Annotated in this window: 21 protein-coding genes and 1 pseudogene; 17 read left to right on the top strand and 5 right to left on the bottom strand. The window is 64.7% G+C overall.

All coding sequences use genetic code 11. The features are described from left to right. Positions 1-250: 250 nt before the first annotated feature. From AC2T3R_RS13725 to AC2T3R_RS13710, 4 genes are all read left to right on the top strand, one after another. Entirely contained in the window at positions 251-1,426 is a 1,176-nt protein-coding gene (locus AC2T3R_RS13725) for a M20 aminoacylase family protein (RefSeq protein WP_486743782.1), read from the top strand. Positions 1,427-1,508: 82 nt separating this feature from the next. Then, the gene (locus AC2T3R_RS13720) at positions 1,509-2,819 is read left to right on the top strand and encodes a citrate-proton symporter (protein WP_039613655.1); all 1,311 of its coding nucleotides are present in this window, start codon (positions 1,509-1,511) and stop codon (positions 2,817-2,819) included. Next, the gene (locus tag AC2T3R_RS13715) at positions 2,819-4,273 is read left to right on the top strand and encodes an amidase (protein WP_486745289.1); all 1,455 of its coding nucleotides are present in this window, start codon (positions 2,819-2,821) and stop codon (positions 4,271-4,273) included. Before AC2T3R_RS13720 ends, AC2T3R_RS13715 begins: the two co-directional genes overlap by 1 nt. 65 nt (positions 4,274-4,338) lie before the next feature. Continuing rightward, positions 4,339-5,112 (top strand): IclR family transcriptional regulator, encoded by a 774-nt coding sequence (locus tag AC2T3R_RS13710; RefSeq protein WP_015270476.1) that lies wholly within the window; start codon positions 4,339-4,341, stop codon positions 5,110-5,112. A 146-nt stretch (positions 5,113-5,258) separates the two neighbouring features. Here the strand turns inward: AC2T3R_RS13710 and AC2T3R_RS13705 are convergent, their stop codons facing one another. The 3 genes from AC2T3R_RS13705 to AC2T3R_RS13695 all read right to left on the bottom strand — a co-directional run bounded on the left by AC2T3R_RS13705 (position 5,259) and on the right by AC2T3R_RS13695 (position 7,475). Beyond that, positions 5,259-6,170, bottom strand: coding sequence for a LysR family transcriptional regulator (locus AC2T3R_RS13705; RefSeq protein ID WP_013972731.1), 912 nt, complete (start codon positions 6,168-6,170; stop codon positions 5,259-5,261). A gap of 178 nt (positions 6,171-6,348) precedes the next feature. Next, positions 6,349-7,005: an HAD family hydrolase gene (locus AC2T3R_RS13700; RefSeq protein ID WP_013972730.1), complete on the bottom strand. Its 657-nt coding sequence runs from the start codon at positions 7,003-7,005 to the stop codon at positions 6,349-6,351. 224 nt (positions 7,006-7,229) lie between these two features. Next, a complete protein-coding gene (locus AC2T3R_RS13695; RefSeq protein WP_015270475.1) occupies positions 7,230-7,475 on the bottom strand; it encodes a DUF2790 domain-containing protein in 246 nt (81 codons plus the stop codon). Positions 7,476-7,694: 219 nt separating this feature from the next. On the opposite strand from AC2T3R_RS13695, the pseudogene AC2T3R_RS13690 reads away from it, so the two are divergent. The 5 genes and pseudogenes from AC2T3R_RS13690 to AC2T3R_RS13670 all read left to right on the top strand — a co-directional run bounded on the left by AC2T3R_RS13690 (position 7,695) and on the right by AC2T3R_RS13670 (position 14,540). Further along, positions 7,695-8,541: pseudogene (locus AC2T3R_RS13690) on the top strand (alpha/beta hydrolase family protein). 268 nt (positions 8,542-8,809) lie between these two features. Continuing rightward, complete coding sequence (gene lexA / locus AC2T3R_RS13685; protein WP_013972727.1) at positions 8,810-9,418, top strand: transcriptional repressor LexA; 609 nt, start codon at positions 8,810-8,812, stop codon at positions 9,416-9,418. Then, a complete protein-coding gene (imuA, locus tag AC2T3R_RS13680) occupies positions 9,418-10,038 on the top strand; it encodes a translesion DNA synthesis-associated protein ImuA (RefSeq protein ID WP_025339259.1) in 621 nt (206 codons plus the stop codon). Before lexA ends, imuA begins: the two co-directional genes overlap by 1 nt. 6 nt (positions 10,039-10,044) lie before the next feature. Continuing rightward, on the top strand, positions 10,045-11,463 hold the full coding sequence (locus AC2T3R_RS13675) for a Y-family DNA polymerase (RefSeq protein ID WP_486743781.1): 1,419 nt from the start codon (positions 10,045-10,047) through the stop codon (positions 11,461-11,463). After that, positions 11,460-14,540 (top strand): error-prone DNA polymerase, encoded by a 3,081-nt coding sequence (locus tag AC2T3R_RS13670; protein ID WP_486743780.1) that lies wholly within the window; start codon positions 11,460-11,462, stop codon positions 14,538-14,540. Before AC2T3R_RS13675 ends, AC2T3R_RS13670 begins: the two co-directional genes overlap by 4 nt. A 130-nt stretch (positions 14,541-14,670) precedes the next feature. Here the strand turns inward: AC2T3R_RS13670 and AC2T3R_RS13665 are convergent, their stop codons facing one another. Both AC2T3R_RS13665 and AC2T3R_RS13660 read right to left on the bottom strand, forming a co-directional pair. Continuing rightward, positions 14,671-15,492: an aldo/keto reductase gene (locus AC2T3R_RS13665; RefSeq protein ID WP_137137501.1), complete on the bottom strand. Its 822-nt coding sequence runs from the start codon at positions 15,490-15,492 to the stop codon at positions 14,671-14,673. Further along, complete coding sequence (locus AC2T3R_RS13660; RefSeq protein WP_013972722.1) at positions 15,480-16,385, bottom strand: LysR family transcriptional regulator; 906 nt, start codon at positions 16,383-16,385, stop codon at positions 15,480-15,482. The genes AC2T3R_RS13665 and AC2T3R_RS13660 overlap by 13 nt, the downstream gene beginning before the upstream one ends. Before the next feature lie 140 nt (positions 16,386-16,525). Between AC2T3R_RS13660 and AC2T3R_RS13655 the strand changes: the two genes are divergently transcribed. The 8 genes from AC2T3R_RS13655 (at position 16,526) to AC2T3R_RS13620 (ending at position 24,219) form a co-directional block, all read left to right on the top strand. Then, complete coding sequence (locus AC2T3R_RS13655) at positions 16,526-17,224, top strand: CoA transferase subunit A (RefSeq protein WP_015270421.1); 699 nt, start codon at positions 16,526-16,528, stop codon at positions 17,222-17,224. A 35-nt stretch (positions 17,225-17,259) separates the two neighbouring features. Then, complete coding sequence (locus tag AC2T3R_RS13650) at positions 17,260-17,916, top strand: CoA transferase subunit B (protein WP_015270420.1); 657 nt, start codon at positions 17,260-17,262, stop codon at positions 17,914-17,916. 154 nt (positions 17,917-18,070) lie between these two features. Further along, entirely contained in the window at positions 18,071-19,489 is a 1,419-nt protein-coding gene (locus tag AC2T3R_RS13645) for a short-chain fatty acid transporter (RefSeq protein ID WP_013972720.1), read from the top strand. Between the two features lie 222 nt (positions 19,490-19,711). Further along, entirely contained in the window at positions 19,712-20,254 is a 543-nt protein-coding gene (locus AC2T3R_RS13640) for a helix-turn-helix domain-containing protein (RefSeq protein ID WP_039613642.1), read from the top strand. A gap of 250 nt (positions 20,255-20,504) precedes the next feature. After that, a complete protein-coding gene (gene eppA / locus AC2T3R_RS13635) occupies positions 20,505-20,681 on the top strand; it encodes an EPS-associated small membrane protein EppA (protein WP_013972718.1) in 177 nt (58 codons plus the stop codon). A 258-nt stretch (positions 20,682-20,939) separates the two neighbouring features. Next, entirely contained in the window at positions 20,940-21,497 is a 558-nt protein-coding gene (locus AC2T3R_RS13630; RefSeq protein ID WP_486743779.1) for a polysaccharide biosynthesis/export family protein, read from the top strand. A gap of 24 nt (positions 21,498-21,521) precedes the next feature. Beyond that, the gene (locus AC2T3R_RS13625; RefSeq protein WP_410953068.1) at positions 21,522-22,637 is read left to right on the top strand and encodes a hypothetical protein; all 1,116 of its coding nucleotides are present in this window, start codon (positions 21,522-21,524) and stop codon (positions 22,635-22,637) included. Between the two features lie 19 nt (positions 22,638-22,656). After that, positions 22,657-24,219, top strand: coding sequence for a GumC family protein (locus tag AC2T3R_RS13620; protein ID WP_054573250.1), 1,563 nt, complete (start codon positions 22,657-22,659; stop codon positions 24,217-24,219). Positions 24,220-24,227: the final 8 nt, after the last annotated feature.

Genomic DNA, 24,227 nt, shown 5'->3' with positions numbered 1-24,227 from the left:
GCGGCGCTTCAGCTGGAACACTGGCGGCCTTCTCGTGCGTCTGGATGAGATGGTTACGGCCAGCAGGTAGGGCCGCCAAAGTGACTGCCTCCCCGGCAAGCCACGTTTCGGTTCCACCGTGCGAAACCAGATTCGATTGTGCTTCATCGCTCCTCGCGCTTATCTGTCAGCCAAGCACGACCTGCCTTACCCGTCGTGACCTCAAGGCGAACAACAAGAACGGGAAACCACCCGCGCGAGGAGACTCTACATGTCCCGACATCAGCACATCCTGGCCTGGCTGAACGATGTGGCCAGCGACCTGCACGCAATCCGTCACGATATCCACGCTCACCCGGAACTGGGTTTCGAAGAAAGCCGCACTTCGGCGCTGGTCGCCCAACTGCTCGAAGAATGGGGCTATGAAGTGCACACCGGTATCGGCAAGACCGGCGTGGTCGGCGTACTGCGCAATGGCAGCAGCTCACGCCGCCTGGGCCTGCGCGCCGACATGGACGCGTTGCCCATCCACGAGGCCACCGGCGCCGCGTACAGCAGCCAGCACCAGGGCTGCATGCATGCCTGCGGCCATGACGGGCATACCACCATGCTGCTTGGCGCCGCGCGCTACCTGGCGGCGACCCGGCAGTTCGACGGGACGCTGACGCTGATCTTCCAGCCGGCCGAAGAGGGCCAGGGTGGTGCCGAGGCGATGCTGGCCGACGGCCTGCTGGAGCGCTTCCCTTGCGATGCACTGTTCGGCATGCACAACATGCCCGGGCTGCCGGCCGGGCACCTGGGCTTTCGCGAGGGGCCGATGATGGCCTCGCAAGACCTGCTCACGGTGACCCTCGACGGGGTTGGCGGCCATGGCTCGATGCCGCACCTGACCGTCGACCCGCTGGTGGCGGCGGCCAGTGTGGTGATGGCCCTGCAAACCGTGGTGGCGCGCAATATCGATGCGCAGGAGGCGGCCGTGGTTACCGTCGGCGCCTTGCAGGCCGGCGAAGCGGCCAACGTGATCCCGCAGCAGGCACTGCTGCGCCTGAGCCTGCGCGCGCTGAACGCCGAGGTGCGGGCGCAGACCCTGGAGCGGGTGCGGGCGATAATTGTCAGCCAGGCCGAGAGCTTCGGCTGCCGCGCCACCATCGAACACCGCCCGGCCTACCCGGTGTTGGTCAACCACGCCGCGGAAAACGCCTTCGCCCGGCAGGTGGGGGTAGAACTGCTCGGTGCCGAGGCTGTGGATGGCAACACCCGCAAGCTGATGGGCAGCGAAGACTTCGCCTGGATGCTGCAACGCTGCCCGGGCGCCTACCTGTTCATCGGCAATGGCGTATCGCGGCCGATGGTGCACAACCCGGCCTACGACTTCAACGACGAGATCCTGCTGACCGGTGCCGCCTATTGGGGCGCGCTGGCAGAGCGCTGGCTCGCGCCCGCCTGACCTTTCCTTTTGACGACTGCCGCTGGAACCCGGGCGCGACCGCGCCTGGGCGTTCACCCAATCATTGTGTGGAGTGTTTCCTATGCAGACTTCGAGCACCGGCGTGTCGCGTACCCGGCAAGTGGTCGCCGCCGTCATCGGCAACGCCCTGGAGTGGTATGACTTTATCGTGTACGGCTTTCTGGCCAGCATCATCGCCCGGCAGTTCTTCCCCTCCGACGACGAATACGCCTCGCTGCTGATGGCCCTGGCCACCTTCGGCGTCGGCTTTTTCATGCGCCCGGTGGGCGGTGTGCTGCTGGGCATGTATTCCGACCGCAAGGGCCGCAAGGCGGCGATGCAGATGATCATCCGGCTGATGACCGTGTCCATTGCCATGATCGCCTTTGCCCCCGACTACCTGGCCATCGGCATGGCCGCGCCGCTGCTTATCGTGGTGGCGCGCATGCTGCAAGGTTTTGCCACCGGCGGCGAGTACGCCAGCGCCACGGCCTTCCTGGTGGAGAGTGCGCCGGCCCACCGCAAGGGCCTGTATGGCTCTTGGCAGCTGGTGGGGCAGTGCCTGGCGGTGTTCTCCGGGGCGGCGATGGTGGCCTTGGTCACCCACCTGTGCACGCCAGCGGCGCTGGACAGCTGGGGCTGGCGTATCCCGTTCGTGCTTGGCCTGCTGATCGGCCCGGTGGGGCTGTGGATTCGCAAGCACATGGAGGAGCCCGAGGAATTCATTGAGGCGCGCCGCCAGGCCAAGGGCCAGTCGCCCAGCCTGTGGCAGGTGCTGCGTGAGCATCGGCGCAGCCTGTTGGTATCGATGGGCCTGGCCTGTGGCGCGACGGTGTCGTTCTACGTGGTGCTGGTGAACATGCCGACCTTCGCCCACAAGAACCTCGGCCTGCCGCTGGACCAGGTGCTGCTGGTGCAGATGCTTGCGGTTGGCCTGATGACCGTGGTGATCCCGCTGTCCGGGGCGTTGTCTGACCGGCTGGGGCGGCGCCCGGTGCTGATGGCCTTCACCCTGGCGTTCTTCGTCATGGTCTACCCGTTGTATGTGTGGGTGGCTGCCGCGCCGTCGCTGGAGCGCCTGCTGGTGATGCAACTGCTGCTGTGCACCGCCATCGGTGGCTTCTTCGGGCCGGCGCCCACGGCCCTGGCCGAGCAGTTCCCGGTCGAGGTGCGTTCTACCGGTGTGTCGGTGGCCTATAACGTGGCGGTGATGGTGTTCGGCGGCTTCGCCCCGTTGATCGTCACCTGGCTGAGCAAGGTGCTCGGTACCCCGGTGGCGCCGTCGTTCTACGTGCTGTTCGCCTGCCTGCTGACACTGCTGGGCACCTATTGCCTGAAAGAAGCCCCACGCGCGGGCAAGCCTGCCGCTTTCAACCTTGGAGTGAAACCGTGATGCCGCTAGCCATCGACCCCATCGTTGCCCTCGATGCCGAGGCATTGTCCCGGGCCATCCATGCCCGCCAGATATCGTGTCGGGAGGTGATGCAGGCTTATCTGGCGCACATCGAACGCTTCAACCCGCAGGTCAACGCGCTGGTGTCGCTGCGCCCGGCCGAGGCACTGCTGGCCGAGGCCGATGAGCGTGACCGCGAGCTGGCCCGTGGCCATTCGCGCGGCTGGATGCATGGCATGCCCCAGGCGATCAAGGACCTGGCCGCCACTGCCGGGCTGCGCACCACGTTGGGCTCGCCGCTGTTCGCCGAGCAGGTGCCCGAGCAGGACGCGATCAGCGTGGCGCGGGTGCGGGCCAGTGGTGCGCTGATCGTGGGCAAGAGCAATGTGCCGGAATTCGGCCTTGGTTCGCAGACCTACAACACCCTGTTCGGCACCACCACCAACGCCTACGACCCGGGCAAGGTGGCCGGGGGCAGCAGCGGTGGGGCGGCGGCGGCGCTGGCCATGCGCCTGCTGCCGGTCGCCGACGGCAGCGACATGATGGGCTCGCTGCGCAACCCGGCGGCGTTCAACAACGTGTATGGCCTGCGCCCGTCGCAGGGCCGCGTACCCCACGGGCCGGCGCCGGAACTGTTCGTGCAGCAGCTGGCCACCGAGGGGCCGATGGGCCGCAGCGTGGTGGATGTGGCGCGGCTGTTGTCGACCCAGGCGGGCTTCGATGCGCGGGCGCCGTTGTCGCTGAGTGATGGCCGGCGCGATTTTGCCGCCGGGTTGCAGCGCGATTTCCGCGGTGTGCGGGTCGGCTGGCTGGGCGACTACGACGGCTACCTGGCGATGGATGACGGGGTGCTGAGCCTGTGCGAAGCGGCCCTGGCAGACTTCGCCGAACTGGGCTGCCGGGTCGAGGCCTGCCAGCCGGCGTTCGACCTGGCGCGTTTGTGGCAATGCTGGCTGACCCATCGCCACTTCCTGGTGCACGGCAACCTCGCTGCGGCCTATGCCGACCCGGGCAAGCGCGCGCTGCTCAAGCCCGAGGCGCAGTGGGAGGTGGAGGGTGGCCTGCAACTGAGCGCGGCGGCGGTGTACCAGGCTTCGGTGGCCCGCAGCCACTGGTACCGCGCGCTGGGCCAGCTGTTCGAGCGTTACGATTACCTGCTGTTGCCATCGGCCCAGGTGTTCCCATTCGATGCACGGCAACCGTGGCCAACGGTGGTCGGAGGGCGGGCGATGGACACCTATCACCGCTGGATGGAAGTGGTGATTGGGCCGACCCTGGCCGGCTTGCCGAGCATCAGCGTACCGGTCGGTTTCAACGCTGCCGGGTTGCCCATGGGCCTGCAGATCATCGGCCCGGCCCACGCCGACCATGCGGTGTTGCAGCTGGCCCATGCCCATGAACAGCTCACCCGTTGGGTAGCGCGGCGCCCACCCCGGAGCCTGCAAGCGCCATGAAACCACTGGGCAGGCGCGGATCTTGCTGGCTATCCTGACCATCCAGTTACAGGGAGGTCACACTCATGGGCATCACGGCAGACAGTGGCGGCGTGCGTTCGGTGGAGCGGGCGCTGGCCATCGTCGACCTGCTTGGCGAACACCAGGCGCTGGGCCTGGAAGAACTGCATTACCTGACGGCGCTGCCCAAGGCCACGGTATCGCGCATGCTCGCCACCTTGCAGGAGCAAGGCTGGGTTTACCGCGGCCTCAGCGACAGGCGTTACCGGCTGTGCGCGCGGCGCCTGTTCGGTGACCGCCAGCTGCGTTTCAAGCGGCGCCTGGTGGAACACGCCGCGCCCATGCTGCTGGAATTGAGCGAGCGCACCGGGCTGGTGGCCGACCTGTCGTGTTTCGACGGCGAGCGGCTGGAGGTGATGGAAAGCGCTGTGCCCCAGGTATTGCGCAAGCGTTACCCGCACACCTGCCAGATCGTCGGCCATCATGCCAGCCTGTTTCACTCGGCGATGGGGCGGGCATGCCTGGGTGAGTTGGCGGTCGATGAAGTGCAGCGCCTGGCGGCCCATGAGCGGGTGGGCGACGAGACGGTGCTGCGCGACATCGAGGAGGAAGCGAACAAGGGGTTCGGCCAGCGCACCGAAGGGCACTGGGAGTACCCGGTGCGCTTGCCGTTCCTGATCCGCGCCATTGCCCTGCCGGTGCATGCCGAAGGGCGCCTGGCCGGGAGCATTGCCTTGCACTGGCCGCTGGACCAGGCGCCGGTGGAGCGGGTGTTGAACCTGCACCTGAACAGCCTGGCTACAACGGTGGGGGAGGTGCAGCGGGCCTTGGTGGTTTAGCGGGGACTTGTACTGGCCTCTTCGCGGGCTTGCCCGCTCCCACAGGTACCGAGCAGGTCTCAGGCAATGCACCATCCCTGTGGGAGCGGGCGAGCCCGCGAAGAGGCAGTGCAGCAAACAACAAAAGAAGCTGTGTCCGCAGCCCTTCAACGTTCCAGGCTGTACATCCGGCACTCCGCCAGTAACGCCAGCAGGTTCGGCTCCCGCTCCCGCGCCTTGAGGAACACCACGCCAATATGCTGCTGCAAGCGATATTGCGGCTTCAGGGCAATCAGCCTGACCCGGTTTTCGTACACCGCCGCGATACGCCCGGGCAGCAGGGCAAAGCCCACGCCCGAGCTGACCATGCTCAGCAGGGTGAAGATATCGTTCACCTGCATGGCCACCTTGGGTTCGAAGCCGGCCTGCTGGAACACCCGGGCGCCATCGCGGTGGGTGGCAAAGCCCTGGGTCAGGGTGATGAAGGTGGAGTCGGCCAGGTCGGCCAGGTCCACCTCGGCCTGCTCGGCGAAGGGTGAATCGATGGGCACGGCAAGGAAGATATCGTCGGAAAACAGCGGCAGCTGCTCGCAGGCCGGGTCGCTGACGCTTTCGTCGAGCGACACGAGGATGGCCTCCAGCTCGTGGTTCTTCAGGCGCTGCAGCAGGTCGACGTTGGAGCCCAGGGTCAGGTCGATGTTGAGTTCGCTGCGGCGCAGCTTGAGGCCCATGACCAGCTTGGGCACGGTTTTCACCGTCAGCGAGTAGAGCGCGCCCAAGCGGAAGCGTTCGGCGTAGAAGCCGGCGGCCTCGCGGGTCTGGCGGACCATCTGCTCGGCGTCCTGGATCAGCTGGCGGGCTTTCTTTTCCAGCACGTAGGCGCTTTCCAGCGGGATCAGCTGGCGGCCTTCATGCTTGAACAGCGGGCAGCGCAGTGCGCTTTCCAGCGAGTGGATGGCACGGTGCACGCTGACGGCGCTGGTGGCCAGCTCGACGGCGGCGCGGCCGAGGTTGCCGGTGCGCATGAAGGCGAGGAAGGTTTCCAGCTTCTTGAGGGTCAGTTCTTCGTCGATCAGCATGGGTGGACCTGGGTGTGCACAATGGCTGGGGCATGCATATTGCCTTGAAATTCTGGGGCCGCTTCGCAGCCCATCGCCGGCAAGCCAGCTCCCACAGGGATGGCGCATGGCTTGAGGCCGATGCGGTCGAGGTGGGAGCTGGCTTGCCGGCGATGGGGCGCGAAGCGGCCCCGTATGCTCATTGCATGGATCCGATCAAGGACCACAACGCCGGGTCGTTGAAGTCACGGACAACCAGCTTCGCCCCCGCCGCCAGCAACCGCTCCGGCGTCTGTGTAGTGGCTACGCCCACGGTAAAGATCCCCGCGCCACTCGCTGCCGCCACCCCCGGCAGCGAATCCTCGAAGGCCAGTGCCTGCCCGGCCTCGGCACCCAGCCGCTGCAACCCGGTCAGGTAGGGCAGCGGGTCCGGCTTGGGCCGTGCCAGTTCCTCGGCCACCAGCACGTGCGCGAAACGCTGGCCCAGGCCCATGGCGTTCAACATGTGTTCGGCGTTCAGCCGCGGTGCATTGGTCACCACGCACATGCCGATGTCACGAGCCTGGGCATGTTCCAGCAGGCGCACTAGGCCCGGCATCGGCTCAAGAGCCGGCGACATGTCGCGGAACAGCGCCTCCTTGCGGTCGGCCAGCACCTGGCACTGCTCGGCACTGGCGCCGGCAAACAGCTCGGCGAACAGCTCGCCGTTGGCGCGGCCGCTGACCTGGGCATCGAACTGCGCCTGGCTCAGTTCGCGGCCGTCATGCTCGCGCAGCAGTTGGCGAAAGGCCTGCAGATGCAAGGTGTCAGTGTCGGTGAGGGTTCCGTCGAGGTCGAACAGCAGGGCAGTCAGCATTGGGTATCCAGGTCCAAAATCATGGGCGGGCCAGAAGGGAGATTCTTTGCCTTTGGAGTCACGTCAACTACGCGACTTCCTGAGTGTACTGGAGTACGGCAGCCTTGGCAGAGCTGTGCTCGAACGCGAGGTTGACGCCTGCGCGTCGAGTCAGCAACTGCCAAAGCTGGAAAGCCAACCGAGAAACCGGCCGTTGGCACGCTCCGGCTTTCGAAGCTTTGTCATCAGTTCTGGTTGGCGGAGGTGGCTGGGCGCAGGTAGCTGATCTTCTGCACCTTGCCGTCGCTGTCACGGTAGGTGAGGGTGGCGGTGTCGGCGTGGTCGGTGGCGTGGCCCGAGGCCTCCACCGCGATCACTTGGGCGATGTCCAGGTTCATGCCGTACTGGTACGGGGAGGCGGTCTGGGCGAAGGCGCCGACGCTGCTGCCGAAGGTCAGGGTGGTGATGGCGATTGCTTTGATGAAGGTCATGATCATGCTCCGTTAGCTTGGGTAGTGGGATCAGCGACTGCTTGCTGCCTGGGCTGAATATTGCGCGATAATATTTAGTGCGCAAAATATATTTCCACTATCTGGTCTATTGGAGCGCTGCATCGCCGGAAAGATTGTGTGGGGCGCGGCGAGGGCAGATATGTTTCCCGCGTACCGGTTTGCATCTGATCGACGCTGACCTATCAAGGAAGAAAAACAATGAAAACAGTGCTCGGCTTGTTGCTTTTTATCTGGCTGGACATACCTGCATTCGCTGGCTACAAGCCCATTGGCTTCAAGACCTCGACATTATCGGACAGGCAAACTGACCGTCCGCTGGAGCTGGTCGTCTGGTACCCGAGTACGACCATTGCGCCACCACAGTTGATCGCTGATAGCCCGGTTTTCAGCGGTGACCTCGCTGTGCGCGATGCACCTCCAACTGCAGGCACGTATCCATTGGTGGTGTTTTCCCACGGCTTTCGCGGCAATTGGGGAAACCAGTCGTGGCTGGCCAGTGCACTGGCTCACCAAGGCTACATCGTGGCGGCGGTCAACCACCCCGGCACTACTACCCGCGATCGCAACCCTGAAGCCGCGGCACAGTTGTGGCGGCGTCCCATTGACTTGCAGCGGGCCATCAATGCGGTCATGGCCCAGGCGGATCAGTTCGGGCGGGTGGCGAAGGGCCAACATCGTTACCCTGGATCTTGGTCTGTCACGTGGCCTGACCGATGAAAGCCTTGCGGCTTTGCCAGTGCCGACGTTGGTGATTGCGGCCGGCGCGCCTTCTGAAGACCTTCCCGCGCAGCTGGAATCTGCTGACCTTGCCAAGCGTCTGCCTTCGGCGACGAGTCGTTATGTCGAGATCGAGGACGCCAGCCATTTCAGCTTCTTGTCGACGTGCAAACCAGGCGCGATGGCGTTGCTCGAAGACGATGCTCCAGGGGATGGTGTCATTTGCCGGGACGGCGATAACGCCCGGTCGCGGGGGGCGATCCAGTTGCAGATCGCCTCGCTGGTGACTGAGTTCCTGGAGCAGCATTTTGGTCGTTGGTCTATGTAACGACGCAGCGATGGGGCGGGAACGGTCTGCTCCGACTGGCTGTTACCGACCCACAGCGGGCATCTGTAACCGGGGCCGCTTCGCGCCCCATCGCCGGCAAGCGCGGCTCCCACAGTGTCCCTGCTGATTCAATTCGCCATGTGCAGTCAGGTTTGGGACCAGCCATATAGCCTTCAGCATCATTGCGGTAGTTTCGCGGATCGCAGCCGCCAAGCCGTCGACGAAGGGGGCTGTTCAGCGTGCTCCGAAAAGAGTACAAATGTGCTCCATGGACAATCTTACCCCAAAACGCCGCGCCATCTTCGAGTTCATCCGTGAGCGCATCGCCGACCACGGCCAGCCGCCGAGCCTGGCCGATATCGCCACGCGCTTCGGTTTTGCCTCGCGCAGCGTGGCGCGCAAGCACATCACCGCCCTGTGCCAGGCCGGCTACATCGACGTCACGCCGAACCAGGCGCGGGGCATACGCCTGGCCGAACGGCTGCGCCGCCCGGAAATCCTCGAAGTGCCGGTGCTGGGCCAGGTGGCGGCAGGCGCCCCCATCGGCCCGGACCTCGACATTCACGAGCAACTGCTGCTCGACCCCAGCCTGTTCCGCCGTACCCCCGACTACCTGCTGAAGGTGCGTGGCGATTCGATGATCGACGACGGCATTTTCGACGGCGACCTGGTCGGCATCCTCCAGCAGGCCGACGCCCGCGATGGCCAGATCGTGGTCGCGCGCCTGGACGGCGAGGTGACCATCAAGCGCCTGCAGCGCCAGGGTGGCAATTACCGGCTGTTGCCACGCAACCCGGCCTATGCGCCCATCGATGTGCGGCCTGAACAGGAGTTCTTCATCGAAGGCGTGTTCTGCGGCTTGCTGAGGCGTGACTGATGGGCGCGGTGGTCGACCTCGACAGGTTGCTCGACCAGCGCCGGGTATGGCGCGGCCGGCAGGCCCAGGCGCGGCCGCTCGGCCTGCAGCCCACGGGCCATGCCGCCCTTGACCAATGCCTGCCGGAAGGTGGCTGGCCGGCGGCTGCGCTCAGCGAACTGTTGCTGGCCAGCCCCGGCTGTGGCGAATTGCAGCTGCTGTGGCCAACCCTGGCCCGCTTGAGCGCTGAAGCCAGCCGAATCGTGCTGGTGGCACCGCCATTCATTCCTTACGCCCCGGCCTGGCAGGCCGCGGGGGTGGACCTGCGCTGGCTGGTACAGGTGGACGCCGCACCTGCCGATGCCCTGTGGGCCGCCGAGCAGTGCCTGCGCTCCGGCAGTTGCGCGGCGGTGCTGTGCTGGCCGGAACGTGCCGATGACCGCGCCCTGCGGCGCTTGCAGGTGGCTGCCGAAACCGGGCAGGCGCTGGCCTTCGCCTGCCGGCCGCAACAGGCGGCGCACAACCCTTCACCCGCGGCGCTGCGCATTGCCGTCGACACCCGTCCAGCACAATGGCGCGTGCTGAAAAGCCGTGGCGGCATGCCACCGGCGCTGCCCATCGCCTGCCCGGGGCGGGGCTGATGCAACATGCTATGGGCCTGCATCCTGCTCCCGCAGCTGGCGCTGGACACGGTCCTGCGTGAGCGTGACGACCCCGATACCCCCCTGGTGCTGCTTGGCGGGCCGACCCAGCGACGTGTGCTGCAGGCGGTCAACCCGGCGGCGGCGGCGCTCGGCCTGCGGGCCGGGCAAACCCTGACGGCGGCGCGTGCGCTGGCCGATGGCTTCAGCTGCGTCGAGGCCGACCCCAAGCGCATCGACCAGGTGCAGCAGTTGCTGGCAGCCTGGGCCTACCGCTTCAGTGCCCAGGTCAGCCTGCACTACCCACGGGCGCTGTTGCTGGAGGTGGGCTCCAGCCTGCAGCTGTTCGGCCCCTGGCCGCTGTTCGAGGCCCGCCTGCGCCAGGAGCTGGCGGAGCTGGGCTTGCGCCAACGCATCGTCCTGGCCAGCAACCCGGTGGCGGCGCGCATGCTCGCCAATGCTCACGATGGCCTGGCCGTGATGGATGCCGATGCCACCCGTGCGGCGCTGCTGGGCATGCCCATCGAGCGTATCGGCCTGCCTGCGCAGGCTGCCGAGGCCTTTGCCCGCATGGGCCTGCGCCAGTTGAGCCAGGTGCTGGCCTTGCCCCGCGACAGCCTGGCCAGGCGCTTTCCGGCCCAGGTGCAGCTGCACCTTGACCAGTTGCTCGGCCTGCGCAATCTGGGGCTGGGCTTCTACCAGCCCCCGGACCGTTTCGAGACCCGGCTGGAGCTGAACTTCGACGTCGAATCGCACCAGGCCCTGCTGTTTCCGCTGCGGCGCATGCTCAACGACCTTGCCGCGTTCCTCGCCGGGCGTGACTGTGGCGTGCAGCGTTTCTGCCTGCACCTGGAGCATGCCGAAGGACCGGATACCTTGCTGAAGGTAGGCCTGCTGGCCGCCGAACGCGATGCTGCGATGCTGTTCGAACTGGCGCGCGGGCGCCTGGAGCCGCTACGCATTCCCGCACCTGTGCGCAACCTGCGGCTGGTTGCCGAGGACCTGCCACCCTTCGTGCCGCAACACCAGGCATTGTTCGACCCGCGTGCGCAGCAGGCGCAACCTTGGGAACAATTGCGCGAACGGCTACGCGCCCGCCTGGGGGATGAGGCGGTCAAGGGCCTGAGCGCGGCAGCCGATCATCGCCCCGAGTGTGCCTGGCAAGCGGTAGAGCAGGGTGCCCAGGGCAACATGCCGGTCGTTCCTGGCAGCCGCCCTGGCTGGCTGCTGTCGGCCCCCATGGCGCTGGACGAAGGCGGCTATCGCCTGCAAGGCCATGCCGAGCGCATCGAATCGGGCTGGTGGGATGGCGGCGATGTGCGCCGCGACTATTACCGTATCGAAACCCGCGACGGCCTGCGCGGCTGGGCCTACCGCGACCTGGGCAAGGCCGGCCCGTTGTGGCTGCAGGGCTGGTTCGCATGAACACCCCGGGTTATGCCGAGCTGCACTGCCTGTCCAACTTCAGCTTCCAGCGCGGCGCGTCGAGCGCCGACGAGCTGTTCCGGCGCGCGCGTGAACAGGGCTACCAGGCGCTGGCGATCACCGACGAATGCACCCTGGCCGGCATCGTCCGTGCCTGGCAGGCGGCCAAGGAACACCAGCTGCGGCTAATCGTGGGCAGTGAAGTGCAGTTGCAGGACGGCCCCAGGCTGGTGCTGCTGGTGCAGGACCTGGCCGGCTACCAGAACCTGTGCGCGCTGATCACCCGGGCCCGGCGGCGGGCGCAGAAGGGCGAGTACCAACTGTTTCGCGATGACCTGCAGCAGCACCATCAGGGCCTGCTGGCATTGTGGGTAGCCGATGACAGCGGCGATGCCACCCCCGGGCAGTGGCTGCACGGCGTGTTCGGCGAGCGCCTGTGGCTGGCCGTGCACCTGCACCGCGGCAGTGACGATACCTTGCGCCTTGAACGCTTGCGCGGCCTGGCGGCCAGGGTCGGCATCCGCGCCGTGGCCTGTGGCGACGTGCACATGCACGTGCGCGGTCGCCGCGCCCTGCAAGATTGCATGACCGCCATTCGCCAACATTGCCTGGTGGCCGAGGCCGGGCGCTTCCTGTTTGCCAATGGCGAGCGGCACCTGCGCAGCCAGGCGCAACTGGGCGAACTCTATCCCGCCGACCTGCTGGCCGAGACCCTGGCGATCGCTGCGCGCTGCCAGTTCGAACTGAGCGAATTGAAATACCAGTACCCACGCGAACTGGTGCCCCAGGGGCATAGCCCGGCGAGCTGGTTGCGCGAATTGTGCCAGCAGGGGTTGCCGTCGCGCTGGCCAAACGGGCCGAGCAGCAAGGTGCGGGATGTGCTGGCCAAGGAGCTGGCGCTGATCGAGGAGCTGGGCTACGAAAGCTACTTCCTGACTGTGCACGACATCGTCGCCTTCGCCCGCAGCCAGCGCATTCTGTGCCAGGGGCGGGGCTCGGCAGCCAACTCGGTGGTGTGCTTCGTGCTGGGCATCACCGAGCTCGACCCCATGCAACACCACCTGTTGTTCGAGCGCTTCCTGTCGCGCGAGCGCAACGAACCGCCGGACATCGACGTGGACTTCGAGCACGACCGGCGCGAGGAGGTGATCCAGTATGTTTTCCGTCGCTACGGCCGGCACCGGGCGGCGCTCACTGCGGTGGTCAACACCTACCATGCCGCCGGTGCGGTGCGGGATGTGGCGCGGGTGCTGGGGCTGCCCGCCGACCAGGTGGACGCCCTGGCCAAATGCTGTGGCCGCTGGAGCGATCGCATACCCGACGACCAGCGCCTGGCCGAGGCCGGCTTCGAGGCGGGCAGCCCTTCGCTGCGCCGGGTACTGGTGCTGGCCGGCGAACTGATCGGCTTCCCTCGGCACCTGTCACAGCACCCGGGCGGCTTCGTCATCTCGCAGCAACCCTTGGACGAGCTGGTGCCGGTGGAGAATGCCGCGATGCCGGAGCGCACGGTGATCCAGTGGGACAAGGACGACCTGGACATGGTCGGCCTGCTCAAGGTCGATGTGCTGGCGCTGGGCATGCTCAGCGCCTTGCGCCGTTGCTTCGACCTGCTGCAACGCCACCGTGGCCGGCACCTGACCCTGGCGTCCATCCCCGCCGAAGACCCGGCCACCTACGCGATGATCAGCCGTGCCGAGACCATGGGCGTATTCCAGATCGAGTCGCGCGCGCAAATGGCCATGTTGCCGCGGCTTCGGCCGGAAAAGTTCTACGACCTGGTCATCGAGGTGGCCATCGTCCGCCCCGGGCCGATCCAGGGCGACATGGTCCACCCTTACCTGCGCCGGCGCCTGAAGCAGGAACCGGTGACCTATCCCTCGCCGCAACTGAAGGCAGTGTTCGAGCGCACCCTGGGTGTGCCGCTGTTCCAGGAGCAGGTGATGGAGCTGGCGATGGTCGCGGCCGACTACACCCCGGGCGAGGCCGACCAGTTGCGCCGCAGCATGGCCGCCTGGAAGCGTCACGGCGGCCTGGAACCGCACCGCGAGCGGCTGGTGCAGGGCATGTTGCGCAATGGTTATGACCTGGCGTTTGCCGAACGCATCTTCGAGCAGATCAAGGGCTTTGGCAGCTATGGCTTTCCGGAATCGCACGCGGCCAGTTTTGCCTTGTTGTGCTATGCCAGCAGCTGGCTCAAGTGCCATGAACCGGCGATTTTCACCTGCGCGCTGGTCAACAGCTGGCCCATGGGTTTCTACAGCCCCGACCAGTTGCTGCAAGAGGCCCGGCGCCAGGGTATCGAGGTCAGGCCGGTCGATGTGTGCCACAGTGACTGGGACTGCACGCTCGAGCCTGAGCCTGGCGAGGTGCTGGCCATTCGCATGGGCTTGCGCCTGGTACGCGGCTTTGCCGAGGCCGACGCCAGGCGCCTGGAGCAGGCGAGGGCGCAGCGGCCATGGCGCGATGTCGAAGACCTGTGCCTGCGTGCCGGGCTCGATTCGCGAGCCCGGGCCCAATTGGCCGATGCCGGTGCGCTGCGCGCCTTGGCCAGGGACCGGCACCAGGCGCGCTGGCAGGTGGCGGCGGTGCAGCCGCAGCTGCCTTTGTTCGCCGATATCGAAGCCTTGCCGGAAAGTACCGTCGAACTGCCCGTCCCCAGTGTGGCAGAGGACCTGATGGCCGATTACCAGACCCTGGGTACCACGCTTGGGCCGCATCCCCTGACCTTGTTGCGCTCACGCCTGCGGGCCCTGGGCTGTCGCAGTTCGCGCGAGCTGCAAGATGTCGGGCATGGTGACAACATTGCCGTGGCAGGGCTGGTGGTGGGCCGCCAGCGGCCACAGACCGCCAGCGGCGTGACCTTCGTCACCCTGGAGGACGAGCACGGCATGGTCAATGTGGTGGTGTGGCGGGATCTTGCCGAGCGGCAGCGGCGGGCACTGGTGGGGGCGCAGTTGCTCAAGGTCAGCGGGCGGCTGGAGCAGGAGAATGGCGTGCGCCACCTGATAGCACGGCGGTTGGAGGATGTGAGCCCGCTGTTGCAAGGGCTGGATGTACGCAGCCGGGACTTTCACTGAAGCCCCATCTTTGCGCGGGTACTTGTGGGAGCGGGCAAGCCCGCGAAGCAGCCCCCGCGGTGGATGGCACCGGCTTTGCCGGTGTTCGCGGGCACGCCCGCTCCCACAAAAAACGATTTCGTGTCAGTCGCTACACCATCGCCAACCGCTGCTTGCGCGTCGGTGCCGGGAACGCCCGGTCGATCGCCCGCAGGTCTTCGCCGGTCAGGGTCAGCGCACCCGCAGCGGCATTCAGCCGCACATGCTCGGGCGTCACGGCCTTGGGGATGGCTATCACCCCGTCATTGCGTGTCACCCACGCCAGGCTGACCTGGGCCACCGTGGCCCCATGGCGCTCGGCGATTTCCGCCAGCACCGGGTGCTGCAGCAGGCGCCCGGCCTGGGCCAGCGGGCAGTAGGCCATGATCGGCAGCGCACGCTTTTCGCACCAAGGCAACAGGTCGAACTCGATGCCACGCTGGGCCGGGTTGTACAGCACCTGGTTGGTGGCGCAATCGGGGTTGTGCAGTTCGCGCAGGTCGTCGACATCGAAATTGGAAACACCCCAGCGCTTGATCTTGCCTTGCTCGCGCAAGCGCTCGAACGCCTCGACGGTTTCTTCCAGTGGGTGCTGGCCGCGCCAGTGCAGCAGGTACAGGTCGATGCAGTCGGTGCCCAGGCGGGTGAGGCTGCGCTCGCAGGCGGCGGCCATGGCGCGCAGGCTGGCATTGTGCGGATACACCTTGCTGACCAGGAACACCTGGTCGCGGCGCCCGGCAATGGCCTGGCCAACCACTTCTTCCGCGCCACCTTCGGCATACATCTCGGCGGTATCGATCAGGCTCAGCCCAAGTTCGATACCCTGTTGCAGGGCCGCCACCTCGGCCGCCTTGCGAGCCGGATCTTCACCCATGTACCAGGTGCCCTGGCCGATGGCCGGAACGCTCGAACCTGCCAGTTTCACGTAACGCATGTCACCTCCGGGATGCGGGTATTGGAAAGCAGTACCTCGAGCAGCGCTTGCGCTGCCGTGGAAAGCTTGTGTTCGCTAAGAGCAATCACACCGATGCGGCGTTCGACCGTGGGCTCGACCAAGGGCACGCAGCGGGCGCCAAGCTCCTGCATCTGATTGATGCAAAGTGCCGGCACGGCACTGACCCCCAGCCCACTGGCGACCATGCGCCCGACGGTAGACAACTGATGGCTCTCGAAAGCCACCGCCAGTTTGCCGTGGCGGGCGGCCACGTTCTGCTCCATCAGCAGGCGCACCGCCGAAGGGCGTTGCAGGGCCACGAAGTCTTCGGCAAGCAACTGTGCCCAGCTGACCTGAGGCAGCTGCGCCAAGGGCGAATCGGCGGGCACCACGGCGACGAAACGGTCCATGTACAACGGGTGGAAATCCAGGCCATCGTTGTTGTCGGGTTCGAAGCCGATGCCCAGTTCGACGCGGCGATGGCGCACCAGTTCCTGCACCTGTTCGTTGATCACATCGTGCACCGTGACGTTGACCTTCGGGTAACGCTGGCGAAATACCTTCAGCGAGTGGGGCAGCAGGTTGCCGGCAAAGGCCGGCATGGCCGCCACCGAAACCCGGCCCAGTTGCAGGGTGAAACGCTGGCGCAGCATTTCTTCGGTGTCGTCCCAGTCGGCCAGCAGGCGCCGTGCCAGCGGCAGCAGCACCTCGCCCTCGGCAGTCAGGCTGACGCTGCGCGTGGTGCGGCTGAGCAGGGCGCCGCCAAGGTTTTCTTCCAGGGCCTTGATGGTCAGGCTCAGTGCCGGTTGCGAGACATGCAGGTGTTCACCGGCCTGGGCGAAGCTCTGGTATTTGGCCACAGCGACAAAGGCGCGCAGTTGCTTGACGTTCATGACAGGCCTGTTGGTTGTTTTGCAAAAGTTATCAATCGATGATGAAAACAAAATTAACAAATCAGTCGCTTGCGGTGAAGATGTCCCAACACGCTCACCGACAGCCTCGTCGGTTCAACAACTACAAAAGGCGGATCAGCATGGCCGGACTGGACAAGCGCGTTGCAACCTATGAACAGGCCCTCGAAGGCCTGACCGACAACATGACGGTACTGGCTGGTGGTTTCGGCCTGTGCGGTATCCCGGAAAACCTTATCAGCGAAATCAAGCGCCGTGGCGTCAAGGGCCTGACCGTGGTCTCCAACAACTGCGGTGTCGACGGCTTTGGCCTGGGCGTGCTGCTGGAAGACCGGCAGATCCGCAAGATGGTCGCTTCCTACGTGGGCGAGAACGCCGAGTTCGAACGCCAGCTGCTGAGCGGCGAGCTGGAAGTGGAGCTGACCCCGCAAGGCACCCTCGCCGAGAAAATGCGCGCCGGTGGCGCCGGCATCCCGGCCTTCTACACGGCCACCGGCTACGGCACCCCGGTTGCCGACGGCAAGGAAGTGCGCGAATTCAACGGCCGCAAGTACATCCTCGAAGAATCCATCACCGGCGACTTCGCCATCGTCAAGGGCTGGAAGGCCGACCACTACGGCAACGTGGTGTACCGCAACACCGCGCAAAACTTCAACCCGCTGGCGGCCACCGCCGGCAAGATCACCGTGGTCGAAGTGGAAGAGATCGTCGAACCTGGCGTGCTGCTGCCCAGCGAGATCCACACCCCGGGCATCTACGTGGACCGCGTCATCGTCGGCACCTTCGAAAAGCGTATCGAAAAGCGCACCGTCAAGGCCTGAGCGCCATCCACCAGAACAACAAAGAGATCCTGACCATGGCACTGACCCGCGAACAGATGGCGCAACGCGTCGCCCGTGAACTGAAGGACGGCTACTACGTAAACCTGGGCATCGGCATTCCGACCCTGGTGGCCAACTACGTACCCGCCGACATGGATGTGATGCTGCAATCGGAAAACGGCCTGCTCGGCATGGGCGAATTCCCCACCGAAGGCACCATCGATGCCGACATGATCAACGCCGGCAAGCAGACCGTCACCGCCCGCCGCGGTGCCTCGATCTTCGATTCGGCGCAGTCGTTCGCCATGATCCGTGGCGGCCATGTCGACCTGACGGTGCTCGGCGCTTTCGAAGTGGATGTGCAAGGCAACATCGCCTCGTGGATGATCCCGGGCAAGCTGGTGAAGGGCATGGGCGGCGCCATGGACCTGGTGGCCGGTGCCGAGAACATCATCGTCACCATGACCCACGCGTCCAAGGACGGCGAGTCCAAGCTGCTGCCGCAGTGCAGCCTGCCATTGACCGGTGCTGGCTGCATCCGCAAGGTGCTGACCGACCTGGCCTACCTGGAAATCGAAAACGGCGCCTTCATCCTGCGCGAGACCGCGCCTGGGGTGAGCATCGAGGAAATCATCGAGAAAACCGCCGGCAAGCTGATCGTGCCGGATGATGTGAAGGAAATGACCTTCTAACGCATCATGTGATCCTACCCTGTGGGAGCGGGCGTGCCCGCGAATGCTGCGGTGAATTTACCGACGCATTCGCGGGCACGCGCGCTCCCACAGGGTTTTTGCGTTGTCTGGCAATACTGCTTTACCTCATAAAACCAATAAAAGGAATTGAACTGTGGCCGCTGAAATCCAAGACAGCCGTTCCGCGCGCTTTGCCTTGCGCTGCTCCAACTGGGCCGAACGCTGGTTCCCCGATTCCTGGGTGTTTGCCGCCCTGGCAGTGCTGCTGGTGTGCATCGGCGCCCTGGCCATGGGCGCCAAGCCGACCGACACCGCCAAGGCCTTTGGCGATGGCTTCTGGAGCCTGATCCCCTTCACCATGCAGATGGCCTTCGTGGTCATCGGCGGCTATGTGGTGGCCAGCTCGCCGCCCGCTGCGCGCCTGATCGACCGCCTGGCGCGCATCCCCGGCAATGGCCGTTCGGCAGTGTGCTGGGTGGCGCTGATCTCGATGCTGGCATCGCTGCTCAACTGGGGCCTGTCGCTGGTGTTCGGCGGCCTGCTGGTGCGCGCCCTGGCCCGACGCACCGAACTGAAGATGGACTACCGCGCCGCCGGCGCCGCCGCCTACCTGGGCCTGGGCGCCGTGTGGGCGCTGGGCCTGTCTTCGTCGGCGGCGCAATTGCAGGCCAACCCGGCCAGCCTGCCACCGTCGATCCTGTCGATTACCGGGGTGATCCCGTTCACCGAGACCATCTTCCTCTGGCAGTCCGGCGTGATGCTGGCGGCATTGGTGGTGGTCTCGCTGGTGATCGCCTACGCCACAGCCCCGGGCCCGAACAGTGCGCGCAGCGCCCAGGACTGTGGGGTCGACCCCAGCTTCACCGCGCCACCGGCACCCCAGCGCACCCGCCCGGGCGAATGGCTTGAGCACAGCCCCATCCTGATCCTGTTGCTGGTGGCCCTGGCCGCCGGCTGGCTGTACCAGGAGTTCGCCACCAAACCGGCGATTACCGCCATTTCCGGGCTGAACACCTACAACCTGTTGTTCATCATGCTCGGTGCCTTGCTGCACTGGCGCCCGCGCAGCTTCCTCGATGCGGTGGCGCGCGCGGTGCCGACCACCACCGGGGTGCTGATCCAGTTCCCGCTGTATGGTTCGATCGCTGCCATTCTCACCCAGGTGAAGGGCGTCGACGAGCAGACTTTGGCCCACCACATTTCACTGTTCTTCACCCAGATCGCCACGCATGACACCTATGCCGTGCTGATGGGCGTGTATTCGGCGGTGCTGGGCTTCTTCATCCCATCGGGTGGTGGCAAGTGGATCATCGAGGCCCCGTACGTGATGCTGGTGGCCAATGACCTGCAGTACCACCTGGGCTGGGCAGTGCAGATCTACAACGCCGCAGAAGCCTTGCCGAACCTGATCAACCCGTTCTACATGCTGCCGCTGCTGGGGGTACTGGGGCTCAAGGCACGCGACCTGATCGGCTTCTCGTTCGTGCAGTTGCTGGTGCACGTGCCGCTGGTGCTGGTGTTGCTGTGGGCATTGGGTACGACGTTGCAGTACCTGCCGCCGGTGATGCCGTAACCCTGGGCCTGCGCTGGCTTTTTGTAGGAGCGGCCTTGTGTCGCGATAGGGCCGCAAAGCGGCCCCAGGGTTTCAGCAATAGTGCACAAATTGCCGGGGCTGCTCTGCAGCCCTATCGCGACACAAGGCCGCTCCTACAAGACTCAGCACAGCAGCCCCAGCATTTCCCTGGCAGTCCACGTATGATGGCCAGGCTGCCTTCGCCTGGGAAATCCGCGTCACATGTCTATCCGATTGAAACTGCTGCGAAAGAAACTGGGGATGACCCTGGAGCTGCTGGCCGACAAGACCGGCATGACCAAGAGCTACCTGTCCAAGGTCGAACGTGGCCTGAACACCCCCTCGATCGCCGCCGCGCTGAAGCTGGCGCGGGCACTGAATGTCAATGTCGAAGAACTGTTCGCCGAAGAGCAGACCGGCCAGAACCGCTACAGCCTGGTACGCCATGGCGAGCGCCAGGCATTGGTGGGTGACGGGGCAGGGCCGGGGTACTCGGCCCTCACCAGCCAGGTCGGGCAGCGCAGCCTGCTGCCGTTCCTGATCCAGCCGCCGACCGAGTTCAGCGACCCTACGTTCAAGGAGCACCTGGGCGAAGAATTCCTGTTCGTCCACGCCGGCCAGGTGGAAGTGGACTTCATGAGCGAGCGGGTACTGCTGGAGCAAGGCGATGCCTTGCATTTCAATGCCCAGACACCACACAGGCTAAGGTCGGTGGGGCCGCTGCCGGCGCAGTTGCTGGTCGTGGTGCATCACGCAGACGAATAACATGCTGGGGCGCCAAACCGCCCCACGGCCTTGCCTTTCTCAGCGATGAAACTATGGCGCCACCCATGCAGCGCCCTATGCTCAATTTGCGCGTCGATATTTTGACTATATAGTCCGGCGCCCATTGAATTTTATTATAGTGTCGAATCGTTGACGCAATGTCATTGTGTTCATAAGCTCATCTCAACGGTGAAACAACTCCCGAACACCTCGCCAACAAACAGTTGATTTTCCTCTTCAGGAGGGGCGTATGCGCACGGCTCTGATTATCAAATCGATGTCTTTGCTGGCGCTGTTAAGTGGCGCAGCGCGTGCGGCGGATATGTATATCAATCAGAACAGTATCGTCCCTGTTTCAACGGCAGGGTGGTTCTTTGCATTTGCTGTCGTTGGCTTTGTAGCTGTCGCCAACAGGAGAAAGATCTGAATCCGCCAGCCTGGGTTCTACCCTTGACGCCAGCGGCCCGGGGCCTCGCTTGTCAATTCCCCAGCCGTTGCTATATTGCCAGTAGCCCGTGCAGGTCCACGGTTGCAGGCAGCAAAGCCCAGGCTGCACAGCGTCAAGGCAAGGCCTCGTAAAGATCGAGGTCATCGCGGTTGGCGTATGCCGCGAAGCGGAGCGAGAGTTGGTGTGCTGTTCTCATTCAGTGCTCTTTGTCGGGCCTTTTCGGCCGGAGGGACCCTCATGGTGCGTTCAATGTTTGCCGCGTTCTGCATGCTGATGGTGTGGTCTGGTGCCGGTAAGGCCGACCCGAGCAGTGCTACCTACCTGCTCAGCCCTGGCGATGTGGTGATGGTTTCGGTGTGGCAGGAAGATAGCCTGCGCCAGGAAGCCACCGTACTTCCCGATGGCAGTATCACGTTCCCCCTGGCAGGTCGCATCGATGTTGCCGGGCTGGATGTGACGACCGTTGAAAAACAAGTGGCTGCCAAACTCGAGAGATTCCTCCCCGACCCGAACGTCAGCGTTGTCGTCAAGAGCATCGCCGGCAACCTGGTCTATGTACAAGGCAAAGTGATAAAGCCCGGGCCGGTACAGATGGCTGGCCCTACCGCAGTGTTGCAGGCCCTGAGCATGTCTGGCGGCCTGGACAAGTTTGCAGATGAAAGCGAAATCAAAGTGGTGCGCGGCACTGGCGCTTCCCAAAAAATCCTGCCCGTGCGATATAGAGACCTGGTGTCTGGCCGGGATATGTCCACCAACATCCAACTTCAGGCTGGCGATACGCTGGTCGTTCCTTGATCTTGCCTTTAATAAGAACACTTAATGCCTCTTCTCAGAACAACTAGTATTGCAACGGCAATCTTGGTGTTGCCGTTTACGAACACGGTCTTGGCAGCAAATTGGCAGTCTACGGTAGTGGTACCGACATCCGTCGAACATGACAGCAACCCCTTGCTGCTGTCGTCGGGTGAAAAGGGCATAACGCGCACGATCATCGCGCCGGATTACACCCTGATCGGTACCTTCGACCGTGACGAACTGAGGTTGGGGCTGGGCATGAATGTATTGCGCTCGTCCGACACGGCGGTGGTCGACAACCGTGAGGACCCTGATGTGAGCCTGGGCTGGCAGCGTCAGACCGAGCGCGGGCGGTTTGGCCTGCTGGCGCGTTACAACGAAAGTTCGACGCTGTCGGGAACGGTGCTGGATACCGGCGTGGTCACCACCGATGGCACGCAAAAGCTGTATACGCTGACCGGCAACTGGAGCCAGGCGGTTACCGAGCGTAGCACCTTGAGCAACGAAACCACGTACAACCGTGCCCGTTATGACATCAGTACGCTGACGGGTTACGAAGAACTGGGCAACGTGTTCACCTGGACCTACGCCTGGAGCGAGCGGGCTGATCTGTACAGCCGCTTTGGTGCCCGGCGTTATGAGCCCGAGGAGGACCAGACGGCGACGGCGTCCAACAGCTACAGCCCCGCGGTCGGGGTCAAGTACCAGTTTTCCGAAAGCCTCAGCGCCGATGCGCATGTGGGTGTCACCGAGGTTTCCGGTGACGAAGGTGGCCGACGCGGGGAGGGTGGGGTTGCGCTGCTGTACACCGGTGCGCGCGCCGTCGCCAGCTTCACCGCCGAACGCAGCACGGTAGCCAGCGCCGAAGGCGGCTTCGCCGAGCTGGACCAGGTGCGCGGTGTGTGGAGTTACGCCGTCAGCGAACTGACACGGGTGGGTACGGACGCTGCCTGGCAAGACAGCAAAGGGCAGACCCCCAACACCCTGCAGACTTACAGCGTGTGGGCCAGCCGCGAGTTTTCGCCGTACTGGGACCTGCGCCTGTCGCTGATGTACAAGGAACGGCAGCAGGATAACGAAGCCGATGCGAACGCTACTATCGTGGGTTTGACGTTGACGTACAGGTACCCCGACATCTGAACTTCAGGCAGGTGGCCCCATGAAGTCTGACTACGAGCTCTCCCTCAGAGATTACATTGCCATAATCAAGGACAGGGCCCTGTTATTGGGGGTGAGCATCGTAGTCATCCTGGCCGCGACCGTCGCAGTCGCGGTGATGGTGCCGCCGATCTACCAATCGACCGGCACCATCCTGGTGGAGTCGCAGCAGATTTCCCCTGAGCTGGTGTCGACCAACAACACCAGCTTTGCCGATGAACGCATCGAAGTGATTCGCCAGCGGGTGATGACTCGCGAGAACCTGCTGCGCATCATCGACAAGTACAACTTGTTTCCCGACAAGCGTTTCAGCGATAGCGACAAGATCGACCACATGCGCAGCGCCATCGTCGTCGAAACCCTTACCACATACGTGCGCGGGCGGGGTGAAGCGACCGTGGCGTTCAATGTGTCCTTCGAGCACAAGCAGCCCGAGGTGGCCAAGGACGTCGCCGACGAGTTGGTGACGCTGTTCCTCAACGAGAACCTCAAGCAGCGTACCGAGCGGGCCAACGAAACCACCGAGTTCCTCACCCAGGAGGCGAACAAGCTGGGTGCCGAGCTGGCCAAACTGGAAAACCAGCTGGCGGATTTCAAGCAGGCCCACGCCAACGCCTTGCCCGAGCACCAGACCTTGCGCATGAATATGCTGTCACGATCGGAGCTGGAGTTCCGCGAGGTCGACCGTGATTACAAGGCCGCCCAGGAAGAACTGCGTTACCTTGAGCTGGAACTGTCCGCGGCCAATGCCGGGCTGGCAACCAAGGCCGGCGAAGGCCCCAGGGTGGCCGGTGCCGAGCAGCCCCAGGACCTGCCCAGCCTGAAGGCCGAATATGCCCGGCTGCTGAGCCGCTACAAGGAAGCCCACCCCGATGTGGTGGCGGTCAAGCGCAGGATCCAGGCGCTCGAAGCCAGTGGCAATCGCACGGCGGCGGCCTCCACGGTCGGCCTCGATGTCGCCCGCGTGCGCGCCAAGATGAGCGCGGCACAGGAGCGCATTGCTTCGCTGGCCGAGCAAAAGCGCGAGTTGACCCGCAAGATGGAAGGCTACGAGGCCGAGATCCTCGAGGCGCCGCAGGTCGAGCGTGGCCTGGTGACCTTGATGCGTGACCACGACAACGCGCGCAAGAAGTACGAGGAAATCCGCGCCAAGGAAATGGGCGCGAAGATTACCGAAAGCCTGGAGCAGGAGAACAAGGCCGAGCGCTTTGTACTGCTTGAGCCACCACTGATGCCCGAGAAACCGATCAAGCCCAACCGCAAGAAGATCGCTGCGCTGGGCTTGGTGCTGGCACCGGCAGGTGGCGGTGCGCTGGTGATGCTGCTGGAGATGTTCAACCAGCGCATTCGCGGCGTCGGTGCACTGGAGAACCTGCTGGGCAGGCGGGTGCTGGTGGCGCTGCCATACATCGATACCAAGGCCGATGTGGCCAGGCGCAAGCGTTGGCGAAACTGGCTGATCGTGGCGGCACTGGCGCTGGCGGCTATCATGGTAGTGCTGGTGCACGTGTTCTACATGCCACTGGATGTGCTGTTGTTCAAAGTCATGTCTCGGTTTGCATAGGGAAGCAG

This window comes from Pseudomonas sp. PVC-5-1, assembly GCF_057444345.1.
Note: the sequence above shows the minus strand (reverse complement) of the source record. Positions and strands in the feature narration are given on the sequence as shown.

Bases quoted from the DNA above. Each gene is read 5' to 3' on its own strand.
- imuA (WP_025339259.1), top strand. From the start codon at position 9,418: ATGGGCGCGGTGGTCGACCTCGACAGGTTGCTCGACCAGCGCCGGGTA.
- lexA (WP_013972727.1), top strand. From the start codon at position 8,810: ATGGACAATCTTACCCCAAAACGCCGCGCCATCTTCGAGTTCATCCGT.
- AC2T3R_RS13655 (WP_015270421.1), top strand. From the start codon at position 16,526: ATGGCCGGACTGGACAAGCGCGTTGCAACCTATGAACAGGCCCTCGAA.
- AC2T3R_RS13640 (WP_039613642.1), top strand. From the start codon at position 19,712: ATGTCTATCCGATTGAAACTGCTGCGAAAGAAACTGGGGATGACCCTG.
- AC2T3R_RS13650 (WP_015270420.1), top strand. From the start codon at position 17,260: ATGGCACTGACCCGCGAACAGATGGCGCAACGCGTCGCCCGTGAACTG.
- AC2T3R_RS13625 (WP_410953068.1), top strand. From the start codon at position 21,522: ATGCCTCTTCTCAGAACAACTAGTATTGCAACGGCAATCTTGGTGTTG.
- AC2T3R_RS13720 (WP_039613655.1), top strand. From the start codon at position 1,509: ATGCAGACTTCGAGCACCGGCGTGTCGCGTACCCGGCAAGTGGTCGCC.
- AC2T3R_RS13700 (WP_013972730.1), bottom strand. From the start codon at position 7,005: ATGCTGACTGCCCTGCTGTTCGACCTCGACGGAACCCTCACCGACACT.
- AC2T3R_RS13660 (WP_013972722.1), bottom strand. From the start codon at position 16,385: ATGAACGTCAAGCAACTGCGCGCCTTTGTCGCTGTGGCCAAATACCAG.
- AC2T3R_RS13710 (WP_015270476.1), top strand. From the start codon at position 4,339: ATGGGCATCACGGCAGACAGTGGCGGCGTGCGTTCGGTGGAGCGGGCG.
- AC2T3R_RS13665 (WP_137137501.1), bottom strand. From the start codon at position 15,492: ATGCGTTACGTGAAACTGGCAGGTTCGAGCGTTCCGGCCATCGGCCAG.
- AC2T3R_RS13675 (WP_486743781.1), top strand. From the start codon at position 10,045: ATGCTATGGGCCTGCATCCTGCTCCCGCAGCTGGCGCTGGACACGGTC.
- AC2T3R_RS13725 (WP_486743782.1), top strand. From the start codon at position 251: ATGTCCCGACATCAGCACATCCTGGCCTGGCTGAACGATGTGGCCAGC.
- eppA (WP_013972718.1), top strand. From the start codon at position 20,505: ATGCGCACGGCTCTGATTATCAAATCGATGTCTTTGCTGGCGCTGTTA.
- AC2T3R_RS13620 (WP_054573250.1), top strand. From the start codon at position 22,657: ATGAAGTCTGACTACGAGCTCTCCCTCAGAGATTACATTGCCATAATC.
- AC2T3R_RS13630 (WP_486743779.1), top strand. From the start codon at position 20,940: ATGGTGCGTTCAATGTTTGCCGCGTTCTGCATGCTGATGGTGTGGTCT.
- AC2T3R_RS13670 (WP_486743780.1), top strand. From the start codon at position 11,460: ATGAACACCCCGGGTTATGCCGAGCTGCACTGCCTGTCCAACTTCAGC.
- AC2T3R_RS13715 (WP_486745289.1), top strand. From the start codon at position 2,819: ATGCCGCTAGCCATCGACCCCATCGTTGCCCTCGATGCCGAGGCATTG.
- AC2T3R_RS13705 (WP_013972731.1), bottom strand. From the start codon at position 6,170: ATGCTGATCGACGAAGAACTGACCCTCAAGAAGCTGGAAACCTTCCTC.
- AC2T3R_RS13695 (WP_015270475.1), bottom strand. From the start codon at position 7,475: ATGACCTTCATCAAAGCAATCGCCATCACCACCCTGACCTTCGGCAGC.